8 protein-coding genes and 1 pseudogene are annotated in these 13,958 nt (G+C 64.8%); 6 read left to right on the top strand and 3 right to left on the bottom strand.

What is annotated here, in order from left to right:
• Nucleotides 1–481 precede the first annotated feature (481 nt).
• The 4 genes from ACG0Z3_RS22730 (at nt 482) to ACG0Z3_RS22715 (ending at nt 3,923) form a co-directional block, all read left to right on the top strand.
• Nucleotides 482–1,294, top strand: coding sequence for a HEAT repeat domain-containing protein (locus ACG0Z3_RS22730; RefSeq protein WP_394402215.1), 813 nt, complete (start codon nt 482–484; stop codon nt 1,292–1,294).
• A 7-nt stretch (nt 1,295–1,301) separates the two neighbouring features.
• Nucleotides 1,302–1,667, top strand: coding sequence for a hypothetical protein (locus ACG0Z3_RS22725; RefSeq protein WP_394402213.1), 366 nt, complete (start codon nt 1,302–1,304; stop codon nt 1,665–1,667).
• On the top strand, nt 1,664–2,227 hold the full coding sequence (locus tag ACG0Z3_RS22720) for a hypothetical protein (protein ID WP_394402210.1): 564 nt from the start codon (nt 1,664–1,666) through the stop codon (nt 2,225–2,227). Before ACG0Z3_RS22725 ends, ACG0Z3_RS22720 begins: the two co-directional genes overlap by 4 nt.
• Before the next feature lie 76 nt (nt 2,228–2,303).
• Complete coding sequence (locus ACG0Z3_RS22715; RefSeq protein ID WP_394402207.1) at nt 2,304–3,923, top strand: MutS-related protein; 1,620 nt, start codon at nt 2,304–2,306, stop codon at nt 3,921–3,923.
• 286 nt (nt 3,924–4,209) lie between these two features.
• Here the strand turns inward: ACG0Z3_RS22715 and ACG0Z3_RS22710 are convergent, their stop codons facing one another.
• From ACG0Z3_RS22710 to ACG0Z3_RS22700, 3 genes are all read right to left on the bottom strand, one after another.
• The gene (locus ACG0Z3_RS22710) at nt 4,210–5,850 is read right to left on the bottom strand and encodes a TonB C-terminal domain-containing protein (protein WP_394402204.1); all 1,641 of its coding nucleotides are present in this window, start codon (nt 5,848–5,850) and stop codon (nt 4,210–4,212) included.
• Between the two features lie 147 nt (nt 5,851–5,997).
• Nucleotides 5,998–8,586, bottom strand: coding sequence for a zinc-dependent metalloprotease (locus ACG0Z3_RS22705; protein WP_394402201.1), 2,589 nt, complete (start codon nt 8,584–8,586; stop codon nt 5,998–6,000).
• 98 nt (nt 8,587–8,684) lie between these two features.
• The gene (locus tag ACG0Z3_RS22700) at nt 8,685–12,458 is read right to left on the bottom strand and encodes a glycosyl hydrolase family 8 (RefSeq protein WP_394402198.1); all 3,774 of its coding nucleotides are present in this window, start codon (nt 12,456–12,458) and stop codon (nt 8,685–8,687) included.
• A gap of 135 nt (nt 12,459–12,593) precedes the next feature.
• Between ACG0Z3_RS22700 and ACG0Z3_RS22695 the strand changes: the two genes are divergently transcribed.
• Nucleotides 12,594–13,754 (top strand): endo-1,4-beta-xylanase, encoded by a 1,161-nt coding sequence (locus ACG0Z3_RS22695; RefSeq protein WP_394402196.1) that lies wholly within the window; start codon nt 12,594–12,596, stop codon nt 13,752–13,754.
• Nucleotides 13,751–13,958, top strand: a pseudogene (locus ACG0Z3_RS22690) (dihydroxy-acid dehydratase); the annotation flags it as partial. The gene ACG0Z3_RS22695 and the pseudogene ACG0Z3_RS22690, both read left to right, overlap by 4 nt.

Here is a 13,958-nt window from a genome sequence, read left to right as displayed (position 1 = left end):
ATCGCCTGTCCTCCAGAACTCCCAGAAATCAATTGCCATTGAATTTGATTCTGGGAGTTCTGACCATCGGCATTCACCCCGCATCGCTAGTGTTCATGCGGGTTGTAGGCGTTTTGCAGGGCCGACTAAATAGAGTCAAGACTAGGGGCCAAGAAAGGTTGCAGGCCAAAGAATCCCCATGTTTGGCTTATGTTACCCCCAAAGGTAGAAGTGAATATTTGCGCAGAATTCAGAACGAAACAATTTTTCGGCCAGAAAAAGTCGCTAAAGCCGCCCCGCACCACTTTTGGTGCAATAGGAGTTAATAAATGACCCTCGATATTGCTGATCTAAATTTTGAAACCATTCCCACTGGCGCATCCGACTCCGGCGTTGGCCAATTTTGCGGAGTTATTATCTTGCTTACCTGGCTCGCCTCCTAAATAAGACACTGGCCGCCCCTCATTAATGCGAAGCGGCCACTAGCTCAAGTGAGACATGAATGGCAGAAAAAGCAGAACTTAGTGGATGCGTCGATAAATTCTTTTCAAATAGGGGTGAGGATTTTGGTGATGTTATTTCCGCGCTGGAGCGATATGCTCGTCATGGTCACTATCTGAATACGCTAGAATCCCACATCCAAGAATTCATTGGGAATCCCTTGCACGAGTTGCCCACAGTAGATGCAAGTCGAGTGGTGCTTGAATTGGGTGATAAGTGGAGCCTGCTATTGGCAAATCAAGGCAGCCCAACTCAGCAACTCTACAGCCAGCCCTTTCGTGGATTTATTTGCCCAATAAATCATCCACTCACAATAAGTAGGTATTCCTATTCAGATGAGTGGAAGCCAGACGTCCTCGGACAGGATATCCGAGTGCAGCCCTGCACGCAGACGACTATTCAGCCTCTGTCCGCCTGCTACTTTGACGGGCGTAAGGAGTTGGTCGATGTCGCCATCACTGCTGAATCGACAGCAGTATTGAAACTATTCGAAGTGCCGACTGCGCCGATGGAGTGGGCTTTTGACAGAACGTCCCATACACCCACGGGAGTCATCGCCGCCGACCCATCCGCTACGCGTCGGCAATATATTTTAAAAGTTCTTGGCGAAATTGGCTCGGCAACTAGCATTTCTCATATCGAGCGCGCGTGCAAGGACGATCTGCACTACGTCAGATGGGCCGCAGTGCAGGCGCTGGGAAAGCTCTCGGGGGAGAAAGCACTTGGTGTACTTGAAGAGATGTCGCATCAAGATCCACAAGTGGCCATCCGTTCTGCAGCAAAAGAAGCAATTAGAAATTCAGCAAGGAATTAAAATGGGCATGAAAATTCAAGCCTCATCAACTAAAGCATTGCGTGATGTAAAGAGCTTTATTGACTACGCAACGCCCAAAGTAGATATAGAAGACTACGGGGCGCTACTTGATGTGGCGGATGGTTTTGTTGAGTTAAACAATAATAAAACGTTTCTCATTGAATATTTTAACGAACAGCTTGCGCGAAACGGAAATCGGCGCCTTGCTCAATACCTATCACCCCAATCGTTTGTCTTTGGTGCGTCCGAATGTGGCAAGATCGCTGTGCGTTGCAATATTTGGATCAAGCCAACTGGCAGCAATGAGAAGATTGCGTCCGAATGTAGAATATTCTCGTATGGTTTAGCGCACAATCACAATTTTTCATTTTGACCATAGGTCATCGCGGCTCCGGTTATCGTTCAGAAATTTATCAAGTCTATAATTCGGATAAAATTCAAGGCGTTATCGGTGAGCGCATAGATTTGCAGCCAAAAGGCTCGGTCAAGCTCCCGGAAGGAGCGATGATGCTGTACCGCAGTGCGGTAGACGTTCATATGCAGCTGCCCCCTGATGAATTATCGATTAGTCTGAATCTCCTTACGTCAGCAAAGAGCAATTCTCAGGTGCCGCAATATTACGTGGACACGAGTACCAGTCGCATTATTGGGTTCCCAGAAGTCAATGCCGCATCGAAGCGACTAACCCTGCTAAAACTAGCAGGGCTTATTGGAAATCAGAACACTTTGGATCTATTGGATCGTGTGCTCGAGAAATCAGAGTGTTTTCGAACAAGAGTTGGTGCAGCCCAAGCGTGCATTGAAATGCAAGCTTCAGATGCCAATGCCGTCGAGCGAGTTAAAAGTAGACTTGGCTTTGACCCCGCCCGTTTTGATGTCGATGTCGGCGCCGGATTCGGAATGAATATCGAGGCAGCTAGGCGGATTGCATAGTGGTCGTCCTTTTTTAAATGGGCTGCAGCCTCAGCAAGAGCGCTCAGCTCTGCAAATTGATCAATTGGGGAATGAATTGATAGCCCAACAGGCCGGCAAAGTGCTTTTGGCGGAAGAGAAGCGCTTTGCTCACGATTTCATCTCAATTGTGTTTTCGAAGGAAGAGGCAAAGCCAAAGCCTCCCAGTCGGCGCCATTTGCAAAAATTTGCGGAGAGCCGGGAGGTCAAGGTTGGATTGCGCGTCGATGAACAGACCGTTACTGATCTTGAGTTGCACGCCGCGATCCAGCGCGTGTTCAAACCTTGTTCGAGTGGTGGTCACTATCTAGCGTATTCGACACTTTTAAATGGTGCCGAAGATATGATGGCTTTGGCACCGCTAAAGATAGAGGTGCGCCAACATAGCCAGCAACTCGATCCCCTTCTGAAGCCACTGCGCTCTTGCTCCGATGATCCATTACCTTTTCTATTTCTAGGTGCGCGTCTAACACCTCCTGGGTGGGCCGCTCATCTTCTTATTGTCCCGATTATTTTTCTCATAAGTTTGCTGCTGTTGCGGATGACGCAATTCGATGCGGCAGGATGGCTCGGGATTGCGGTTTCAACTTGTGCAGTTGCTTATACGCAGATTCGCCTTCATGCTCTCCTGATTTCTTGGAAAAGCGTTAGAAAGGGGATTTGTACGATCCTGCGCGCTGCCGAAGGATTGGTCGAGTCGAAACTGACCACTTCCGACTTGCCGCTCAAAGAAATTAGAAAGGTGGTGACTAGGCTAGAGCGAAGCCAAGCTGGATGGGAGTGGTTGAACGAGTATTTAAATCTTATTCTCTTAAGGGAATACAGAAACATGAGCGCTGACATGGCGCTCGTTGACAGCCATATAGACGTTCTTAGAAGCGCCTACCTCTACAGTGCGCAAGTGGATGTTTTGCAAGCCTTAAGCAGTGCTCCTGACCGCCTTGCTGTCCCGTGGGCTGACATTGAGGATGAAGCTCAGGCGACTCCCGGTGAACTAAATATTGAAGGCATGATTCATCCTGGAATGGATCTGCCTCTCAAATTTGCAAGAATTGCAACCAAAAACGGGGGCGCCTTTATATCTGGACAAAATGCGGCAGGCAAAAGTACATTGCTTCGAGCGACAGGGGTTAATGCACTGTTCATGCGCGCTTTTGCCGGTGGATTTTGCACCCGTTGCTCAGGCAGTGTGAGCAGCGTTATAAGTTCTATAACCGCAGCTGACTCGATGGAAGACCGAGAGAGCCTGTACTTTGCAGAACTTCGCCGTTGTCGCGAAATCTTGCAAAATATTGAAGCTTCCCATGGCATCTTAGTCCTGATCGATGAGCCTTTTAGAGGCACTAATTATCTGGAGTCGGTGTCTGCATCAGCCAGCGCTCTTGACTTTATCGCTACACGTGCGCGAACGATTGTCGTGACACATAACCTCGCTCTTTGCTCAATGCTCCCGAGCTTTAAGAGGTTTCAAGTTCGACGCTCAGAAGGTGTTATTTCGGTCGAGCCTGGAGTCCTTGCGGATCCCAATGGGCTCTCATTGTTTGATCAAGTTATCAATAACGAGGCGATTTCTCTAAATGCACGGCGATGGTTTGAAGAGATAGCGTCGAAACACATTAGCGAATCACACGCCAAGGGCACTTCGCTAGAGCTACCATTAGCTAATAATGAAAGCTGAAATTGCTATCAGCGCGGGAGTGGACAGTTGGCCCGCAGCTCGCGAATTCCATATCGGCAGGCTTGGCAGAGGCATGCTGCCGTTCGTGGGGAGACAGCTCACTGGCAGTTCACCTCGATCTCGCCGATGACCGCGACGGGCACATTGCTGCCTCACGACTGACGAACCCGTGCGGCAGCATTCAGCCTGCTCTTGCCCTCCACAAGGCGACAGGCTGGTCAACAGCGGACGCGGACATTCCCTTCAACGAAACAGACAAGCATCATCGACGCACGAAGCACTCCGCTCAGTGCAAACGCACCGCCGTGTCGAACTGCCAGCTGCGCCGGATCTCCACCACGTCATAGTCCCGCAGCAGCCTCGGCGGGAAGGCCGGGTAGTTGGCTTGTGAACGCACGATGCGCGTGATGGCCTCGTCCACCGCTGGCACACCGCTGGAACGCACGAAGGTGACAGCCTCCACCGAGCCATCGCTGCGCACGGCCACCGTGACGACGGCGGCGCTGTGGGGCTGGCGCGCCAACTCGCGCACGGTGTCGGGCGACGTGTTGTTCTCGATCTTGCGCGCCCAGGCCTCGCCGTACAACGCCAGCTCGGCATGGCTGTCGATGCGGCCGAACAGGCGGCCGCGCCGCGCCGGCACCCAGTCGGGGCGCTGGCGCTCGGAATCGCGCTGAGCGTCGCGGCGAGCAGCCTCTTCGTCCAGCTGGCGACCGATGGCGCGCTTGCGGGCCTCGCGCTGCTCCTCATCGGCGCGGGCCTGCGCCTGGGCGGCGGCCAGCAGGGCGGCCTGCTGGCGGGCCGCCTCGCCGCGCTCGGCCACCTGGCGCGCGGCCTCGGCCTGGGCAGCGGCCAGGCGGGCGGCCTCCGCCTGCACCGCCTGCTGGCGCGCCAGCTCGGCCCGCGCAGCCGCCTGCCGGGCCGCCTCGACCCGCTCAGCGGCCAGGCGCAGCGCCTCGGCACGTGCCGCCTCCAGCCGCTGGGCTTCCTGGCGCAGCGCTTCCTGGCGGGCGGCCTCCAGCTGCTGCGCGCCCTGCTGGGCCTGCAAGCGGGCGGCGTCCAGCTGGGCGAGTTCGGCGCCGCGGTCCGCTGCTACACCGCCCGCCCGCAAGGCCTCGCTGCCGCGCCGCAGCGCCTGCACGCTGCTGCCTGCGGTCAGGCCCAGTGTGGAGACGACGGCCGATGGCAGCGCGATGCCCTCGGGCCGTTCGCCCGGCAGCGTCGGGCCGGCCCGCTCGCCGAGCAAGCGCAGCGCATCGCCGCTGCGCTTCACGCGCTCCACGGCGGGGCCGGACGCAGCGGTGAGCGCCGCCACCACGGCCGCGGGCGCGGGCGGCTGCAAGGCGCCCAGGTCGCTCACGGCGTCGCTGCGTGACTGCAGGCGCTCGCGTTGCAGGGCCTGCACGGCCGGGCTGCTGGCGCCAGCCATCACGGCCACGGCAGCCGCCGGCACGGCCGAGGCCGCCGGCAGCGCCCATGCCGCCACGGGGCGCAGCGTGGTGAGCACGGCGCGGGCGGGCGGCGCCTGCACGGTGGCGTCGGCCGCCGGGGCGGCCAGCAGGCGCACCTCGGGCACCTCGGGCACCTCGGGCACAGCGGCAGCATTGCCGGCACCCGGCGCCGCCTCGGCCAACGCACCGATGGCGGCCGGCTCGTCCGTCGACCCGGCAGGGGCGATGGCCACAACGGGCGGGGTGTCCTGGGGCAGCTCGGGCGTGGGCAGTGTCGCCTGCCCGGGCGGGGGCGACGCCAGCACGACGCGCAGCTCGGGCGCCTCGACGCGGCGCGTCTGCCAGGGGAAGTCCAGCCCCGGCAAGCCCTGACCCTGGCCAAAGCTCAGCGACAGCAGCAAGCCATGCGCCAACAGCGACAGCAGCGCCGCCGGCGGCAGCGGCCAGCGGGGGCGTCGGCGTGGCCAGGCGAGCATGGCGCCGCTCAGGCCCATGCCACTGCCCTGCCCTGATCCGCCTGAATGTCTGCCCACTGCATGCGCGCGATTGTCCCTGGCCGCACGTGGCGGCGCGGCCAGAGAGGCCCCCTCAAAGGCGGGTCAGCTCGCCATGGGCCGGGGCGCTCAGTGCGCGTGGCCCGGCCAGCAGGCGTGGGGCTCGGCCTCGCCGGCCTCACCGGCCTCACCGGCCTGGTGGCCCATGAGGCGCAGCACGGCGGTGGCGGCGTTGGTGGCAGGCGCGAAGCGCGGGTCCAGCGCCTTGCCGATGCCGTCGGCCAGGCCCGCCAGGTGGGCGCGCCGCCCGGCGTCGCCGCGGCCCGCGGCGGCCGTCAGGGCGCGCTGCAGGTCCACCAGCTCGGCGCGGATGCTGGCCTCACCATCATCCTGGCCCAGCAGGTTGAAGCCGGCCAAACGGCCGGTCAGCGCCTCCACCAGCGCCCGCTGCAGGCTGCGGCGCGGCGCGGTGATGGCGGCGGTGCCGTCCAGCTCGGCAAACACGCCACGCCGCAGCTCGGCCAGCAGGTCTTGCAACCGGTAGGCGCCGCCACCCAGCGCGGCCTCCTGGGCCACCAGGCGCTGCGTGCGCTGGGGCGCCAGCAGCTGGCGCAGCAGCGAGCGCTGCTGCAGCGTCAACAGCGTGCCGGCCGAGGACGGGCTCAGGCGCTGCGTGATGGCCGGGTCCAGCAGCCAGTCGGGCGTGGCCAACACGTGCCGGGCCAGGAAGGCCATGGCCCGCGCCTGCTGCGCGCGCGGCACGGGCTTGGAGATGGCGCCGGGCTGGTCGTTGTGCTTGTTCTGCACCTCGTAGCCGCCGACGACAGCCACCACATGGCCCATCTCACGCGCCCATTGCTGCCAGGTGGCCTGGTACAGGCGCAGCAGCAGCTGGTCGTCGCCGCCGTCCTGCGGCACGGCGGCCGGCAGCATTTTCATCACGCGCTGCAGGTTGGCCAGGCCCAGGCCGGTGGCGGTCACCGCATCGGCGTCACCCACGGCCTCGGTGTTCTCGCCGGCGTCGCCGCCCTCGGCCTTCGGGGAGTTGAAGCGCAGCCAGGGCTTGGCGTCCTGCTCGCGGGCCCACAGGTTGAGCTGCTGGCGCTCGTCCTCGGGCGCCTTGGCGCTCGGGATGGGCGTGTAACCCCAGCGCGTGGCGAAGATGTCGTAGGGGCCGATCTTGGGGATGAGCAGCGCCGGATCCAGCTTGTCCTCGGGCTGGACGAGGTAGTTGAAGCGGCTGTAGTCCATCAGCGTGGGCACATGACCCATGGTCTTGAGCCAGTCGGCGTCGCGCAGCTTGGCCACGGGGTATTGCGAGCTGGCCTTCATGTTGTGCGGGAAGCCCAGCGAGTGCCCCACCTCGTGCGTGACGACGTAGGCCACCAGCTCGCCCATCAGGTCGTCGGGCAGCGGCAGCTTGCGGGCGCGCGGGTCCAGCGGGCCGACCTGCGTGACGTACCAGTCCTGCTGCAGCTGCAGGATGTTGTGATACATCACGATGTTGGCGTTCAGGATCTCGCCGCTGCGCGGATCGGCCAGGTGCGGGCCGTAGGCATTCGGGATGGGCGACGGCACCCAGCGGATGACGCTGTAGCGCACGTCCTCGGGGTCGAACTCGGGGTCTTCCTCGACGGTGGGATAGGGCCGGGCCTGCACGGCGTTCTTGAAGCCGGCCGCCTCGAAGGCGACGTTCCAGGCCTCGATACCCTTCTTGACGAAGGGCACCAGCGCCGTGGGCGTTGCCTTGTCGATGTACCAGACGATGGGCTTGACCGGCTCGCTGAGCGCGGCTGCGGGGTCCTTCTTCTCCAGGCGCCAGCGGGTGATGACGCGCTGCTGGCGCGCCTCCTGCAGGCCGGCACCGAAGTCCATGCGGCTGACGCTGAAGAAGCCGACGCGGTCGTCGAACAGCCGCGGCTGCATGGGCTGCTCGGGCAGGCGCACGATGTTGTAGGCCACGTTGACCGACACACTGCGCGGCGCCGGCGCGGTCACGAGCACCGGCACGCCGGGCACCGTGGGCACGGGCGTGGGGGTGATGGTGTAGGTCTGCACCGCGTCCACGCGGAGGCTGCCGGCAAAGGCCTTGGTGCTGTCCACATAGCTGCGGCTGGCATCGGCCGAGCCGCGCACCAGCGCGCGGGCGCTGAAATCGCCCACCTCGGACGCGAACAGCCGCGTGACCTCGATGACCGGCGCACCGCCCTTGCCGAAGGCCTCGACGGGGAACACGGCCAGGATGGCGTCACGCTGCGACTGCGCCACCGCATCGGCCATCACATTGCCCGGTGCAGTGATGGCGCTGTGCGAGACGCGCTGCAGCAGCACGCGGTTCTGGTGCAGCACGAAGCGCAGCACGTCCTGGTGCAGCGCACGGCCGACATGGTCCTGACCGGCTGGCACGGCGGTGGCGGTTGCCACCATCAGCAGCGGCTGCTCCAGCAGCGTCTTGGGGATCTCGAAGTACAGCTTGGCCTTGACGCGGTGCACCGCGAACAGACCCTGCTGCGTCTTGGCGTCTGAGGTGATGACCTTGTCGAAGGGCTTGGGCTCGGTCGGGTCGGGCAACACCACCGGCGCACGGGCGCCGGCAGCAACGGCGGCGGACGCGGCACCGGCCGGCGGCACGGGCGGCGTCTGCGCGCAGGCCTGGCCGGCGGCGAGCGTGAGGGTCAGGAGCGCGAGCCGCGCACGGCCCCGGTGGTCTTTCTGCATGGCATCCCTTGGTTGCGCGCAACGCGGTTGCGCGAGGGCGATGCTAGGCACATCGCACGGCACTTTGCGTCACCGCCGTGCGCGTTTGCAGGTGAATCTCACCAGGCCCGGAAGCGCCCGGTGATGTGCAGCAGGTTCATGAACTGCAGCAGGCCGTCGTAGTAGCGCCACTGGCCGGTCGGCGGGTCCAGCGCCCAGAAGGCGTTGACGAATGGCGCCGCCTGCGCCTCGTCCACCAGCAGCGCGGCCACCGCATTGCAGGAGATCAGGCCCTTGGACGGCTCGTCGTTCAGCGGCTTGCCGTCTAGCGTGTAGAGGTGGGGATAGGGCTGCTTCTGCGACGCGAAGAAGTTCAGCAGCTTGTGGCTGAGGCCGTAGGCCGCCGGGTTCTTGCCCCACCAGGCCTGGTCCACGCTCCAGTTCACGGCGGTGCGGAAGGCGTCGTAGCGGAAGTCCTCATGACCCTCCAGCACCTTGGGGCGGCCGTCGAAGTGGGCGTAGTCGGGCGTGAGGCCGGTGCGCGGGTGGGCGGCCTTGGAGAAGTAGGCGCGGCTGATATCGGCGATCTCGCGCCAGCGCTGGCGATCCTCCGCCTTGGCGGCGCGGCGGGCCCAGAGTTCGTAGAAGGCCGGCAGGTGGTAGGACGGGTCGCTGAACTCGGCCGCGTCGCCCACCGGCACGAAGACGACCTGCCCATGCTGCGGCGAGAAGATGGAGCGCGCACCTTGCTGGATGCCGCCGTTCATCGTCTCCTTGTGCAGCATGGCGGTCAGCAGTTCCTGCGCCTGGGCGTTGTAGTCGTAGAGCCCCAAGCCGTTGCCCCAGCGGGCGGCCGCCATCAGCAGCGCGGTGGCGAAGTACTCCTCGCCGTCGGAGGCCGGCACGGCGTCCTTGCCGAAACCGGCGCAACCCTCGGGCTTGCACTGCCAGCGGAAGTAGCTCTGGCGCGGGCCGGTGCGGTAGCGCATGTGCGTCCACGTCCAGTTCCACAGCGCGTCGAACTCGACCTTGCGGCCCATCTGCACGGCCACCATCATCCCGTAGGACATGCCCTCGCTGCGCACGTCGTTGTTGCCCACGTCCAGCACATAGGCGGCGGGGCCGTCAGGCGTGGCGGCGGCGGGGTAGACGATGCGCTGATCCTTGCCACCCTCGAACAGCGAGCGCCAGTAACCGTCCAGCTTGGCGGTGATGTCGATCTCGGTGATGTCCGGGCGCAGCTCGCGCAGCAGGTTGCGGTACTGGCCGGTCTCGGCGGCGGCGGACCGCAGCAACGAGTCATCGCGACTGCCTGGCGCCAGCACCAGGCGCTGCAGCACGGCGTTGTCGTCCAGGCGCCAGATGCGCACGACATGCTTGCCCGCCGGCAGCTGCACCGGCTCGGCCCTCAGCACGAAGTTGTTGTCGATGACGGCCTTGGACCAGTCTTTCTGCTCGCGCGTGTCGGCCGACGTGGCTGTGGGCATGAGCTGGAGCGTCAGCGTCTGCGGCGCCCGGTCGCCGATGGCCGCGGCGATGCGGATGCCGCCCGCCTTGCGCACGTCGAGGGTGGGCGCCATGTGCAGCTCCAGCGTCCAGCGATGGGGCTGCTCGGTCTGCACCTCGTACTCCAGCTTCACGTCGTCGGCCAACGTGGTGGCCGCGCGGCCCTGCGGCAGTGCCATCGCGGCGCCGCGGTGTTGGCCCAGGTTGGGGATGGCCGTCCAGCTCAGGCCCTTGGCGTTGTGGGTGCGCACGAACTGCGTGGCCTCGATGACCTGCGGCGCGAAGGGGCCGGCAGGCTGGGCGTGGGTCAGCTGCCGCTGCACCACTGCGGCATCCACCGAGCCGGCCACGCGCTTCACGGCCGGCATGAGGTTCTTCTCGGGCTGCTGCCACGTCGTGTAGCCGATGTGGACCTGCAGCATCATGCCGGCCCACTTGCCGCCGGCCAGCGCGTGGTACTGGTCGCTGATCGCCTGGTCGCGCCGGAAGGCGGCCTCGGCCTGGTCGGCAAACACGTTGGCGCGCGGGTCGTTCTTGGCGGCCAGCGCGCGGTTCCAGGCCACGGCGTAGTAGAGGCGGTAGAGGTTGGCCAGCGCGAGGACCGGGTGCTCGACGAGCTGGAAGTAGGCGTCAAGCTGGTCTGCGCGCAGCTGCGCCTTGACCTGGGCGACGCGGGCCTCCAACGCGTCCCACTCGGCAATGCGGCGACCGAAGTCACCGCCCACCAGCGCGTCAGGCGTGATGGGCCCGAGACGGAAGCTGTTCGCGTCCACCAGCTCGGGCTTGCGGCGCGCGGCGTACTGGCTGTAGCGCGTGACCAGCTCGGCTATCTCGGCCGCCTGCGCAGCGCCGAAGGTGGCTGCCGCCCAGTGGCGCGGGTAGGCCTTCAACGCGTCCGGCGTCATGGCCTGGGGCGCCCAGGCCATGTCGAGGAAGAAGTGCGTGGGGAACTCCACCGGCTTGATATCGCCCACGTTGACGATCCACAGCGCGTCGGCGCCATGCGCGCGGGCCAGGTCCATCTGCTGCCAGGTCTTCTCGATCTGGTTGGTGTTCAGCCACTTGTAGTTGCGCGGGCCGCCGACGTAGTCGAAGTGGTAGTACACGCCGTAGCCGCCAGGCCGCCGGGGCGCGGCCGGGTCGGGCAGGCGACGGATCTGGCCCCAGTTGTCATCGGCGAACAGCAGCAGCACGTCGTCAGGCACCTTGAGTCCGGCGTCGTAGTAGTCCTGCACCTCCTTGTAGAGCGCCCACATCTGCGGCGTCTTGTCGGCGGGCTGCTTGGTCACGTCGGCAATGATGCGGCGCTGATCCTTGACGATGGTTTCCAGCAGCGTGGTGGCGGTGTGCTCGCTCATGGGCTCGTCGCCGTCGCCACGCATGCCCACGGTGACCAGCGTGTCGAAGGCGCTACCGTCCGGCCGGCCCATCATGCGCTGGATGCCACCGCGCCAGAACTCGCGCAGCTGCGGCGCGTTCCTGGTGTAGTCCCAGGCGCCGCCCTTGAAGCGCTGCCATTCGTCGTGCGCGCGGCTCATGGGCTCGTGGTGGGAGGTGCCCATCACGATGCCCATCTCGTCGGCCAACACGCTGCTGCGCGGGTCATCCGCGTTGAAGGCGCGCGGCGCCCACATCGCCGGCCACAGGTAGTTGGCCTTCAGGCGCAGCAGCAGCTCGAAGACATGGGCATACATCTTCGCGTTCGCGCCGCCGAACTTGGCCTGGGCCCAGGTGCTGAGCGCGGGCGCCTCGTCGTTGATGAAGATGCCTCGGTACTTCACGCCCGGCTGGTCGCGCCGCGCCCCCGGCGTGATGAACACGTCGGCCCGGCGCGCCACCGGCACGTCCGCCCACCAGTGCCACGGGCTGACGCCGATGCGGGCCGACAGGTCATAGCCGCCGAACACGGCGCCGCGCCGGTCCGAGCCCGCGATGACCAGCGCGCGATCGACGCCCGGGAAGGGCTGGTCCACCACCACCTGCCGGAATGCCTCCCACTGCCCGGCCAGGTCCGCCGTCTGCAGCTTGCCGGCCTGGACCAGGGCGGCCAGCAGCGGGCTGCGGCCCAGCTGCGCCACCAGCACCAGCTCGCGCGGCGCCTGGGCCACGCCGTCCAGCAGCGCCGCCGGGCGGCCCGCCACGCGGTGCAGGTCGCCCGCCAGGCTGCGGCCCAGGTGTTGCAGCGCGGGGTCGGCGCCGGCCTCCACCACCACGGCCGCCGGCTGCCCGCCGCGCACCAGGCCGAAGCCGCGCCCGGGGTCGCGCTCGCAGACGGAGGCCGGGGTGTCGCAGGCCAGCGCGCCAGCGCTGCAGAACGCCAGCCCGAGTGCGAGGCCCCGCAGCGGCGCCAGCCATGAGCGGCCGGGCGTTTCGAAAGTCGTGGTCATGTCTCTGAATGTTTGCGCAAACATTTTTAGTTTAAGAGTTCGGCGCACAGATCAAACACCCTGGCAAACCACTAAAGCAGATAGCGAAGCATTCAGTATGATAGCGATACCAAATACAATCCTGCTTGGAGAGGCATGCCCATCTCACGACGCCATGCAGCCCAGGGCCTGGCCTTGGGCGCCGCCGGCCTGGCGCTGGCTGGCTGCACCTCGCCGCTGGCCACCCCCACACCGGCGAGAGCGCCCACCGCCGAGCCGTCGCTGGACGCTCTGGCCCGCGCCAAGGGCCTGCGCTTCGGCAGCACGCTCGGCAGCCTGGGCCGCAGCTCGCGCTTCCACGACCTGCCCTACCGCGAGCTCACCGCCCGCGAGTGCGGCGTGCTGGTGGCCGAGAACGAGACCAAGTGGCAGGCCCTGCGCCCGAACCCAGGCAAAGCCTACGACTTCGCAGCGGCTGACGAGATGTTCAGCTGGGCCCGCGCCCGGGGCATGGCGCTGCGCGGCCACACGCTGCTGTGGCTGGAGCCCAAGTGGCTGCCGGCCTGGGTCAATGCGCTGAACTTCGGCGCGACCGATGGCGAGACCGCCCGGCGCGTGCTGGCCGAGCATGTCAGCACCACCTGCCGCCATTTCGGCGACAGCATCGAGAGCTGGGATGTCGTCAACGAGGCCATTGCGCCAGAAACCGGCGAGCTGCGCCGCAACGTGTTCAGCGCGCCCCTCGGCGGCGTGGAACAGATCGACCTGTGCTTCCGCCTTGCCCGCGCGCATGCCCCGCAGGCCCAGCTGGTCTACAACGACTACATGAGCTGGGGCGGCGGCAACAACGCCCGCCACCGCACCGGCGTGCTGAAGCTGCTGACCGAGCTCAAGCGCCTCGGCACGCCGGTGCAGGCGCTGGGCATCCAGGGCCACATCGTCGCGCGACCGCAGGCCAGCGCGGCCGACGCGACCGAGTGGCGCCGCTGGCTGGACGAGATCCAGGCGCTGGATCTGGACCTACTCATCACGGAGTTTGACGTCAACGACAAGGGCCTTCCCGCCGACTTTGCGCAGCGTGATGCCGGCGTGGCCGCCGTCGCGCGCGACTGGCTGGACGTCACGCTGGCCGCACCGCGGCTGCGCCGCCTGTTGTGCTGGGGGCTGGTGGACCAGCACAGCTGGCTGCACGGGTTCGACCCGCGCGACGACCAGCTGCCGCAACGCCCCCTGCCCTACGACGACCAACGCCAACCCAAGCTGCTGCGCACGGCCATCGCCGATGCGCTGCGCGCCACGCCCGCCCGCTCCGCATGACAACACGACCCGAAGACCTGCGCAGCGCGCGCTGGTTCGCCAAGGACGACTTCCGCAGCTTCGGCCACCGCAGCCGCGTGCTGCAGATGGGCTATTCGCCCGAAGACTTCATTGGCAAGCCGGTGATTGCCATCGTCAACACCTGGAGCGATGCCAACCAGTGCCACACCCACTTCAAGCAGCGGGTGGAGGACGTCAAGCGCG

Source organism: Pelomonas margarita, from assembly GCF_043555875.1.
Lineage (GTDB): Bacteria > Pseudomonadota > Gammaproteobacteria > Burkholderiales > Burkholderiaceae_C > Pelomonas > Pelomonas margarita.
Note: the sequence above shows the minus strand (reverse complement) of the source record. Positions and strands in the feature narration are given on the sequence as shown.

Bases quoted from the DNA above. Each gene is read 5' to 3' on its own strand.
- ACG0Z3_RS22705 (WP_394402201.1), bottom strand. From the start codon at position 8,586: ATGCAGAAAGACCACCGGGGCCGTGCGCGGCTCGCGCTCCTGACCCTC.
- ACG0Z3_RS22725 (WP_394402213.1), top strand. From the start codon at position 1,302: ATGAAAATTCAAGCCTCATCAACTAAAGCATTGCGTGATGTAAAGAGC.
- ACG0Z3_RS22695 (WP_394402196.1), top strand. From the start codon at position 12,594: ATGCCCATCTCACGACGCCATGCAGCCCAGGGCCTGGCCTTGGGCGCC.
- ACG0Z3_RS22700 (WP_394402198.1), bottom strand. From the start codon at position 12,458: ATGACCACGACTTTCGAAACGCCCGGCCGCTCATGGCTGGCGCCGCTG.
- ACG0Z3_RS22710 (WP_394402204.1), bottom strand. From the start codon at position 5,850: ATGCTCGCCTGGCCACGCCGACGCCCCCGCTGGCCGCTGCCGCCGGCG.
- ACG0Z3_RS22730 (WP_394402215.1), top strand. From the start codon at position 482: ATGGCAGAAAAAGCAGAACTTAGTGGATGCGTCGATAAATTCTTTTCA.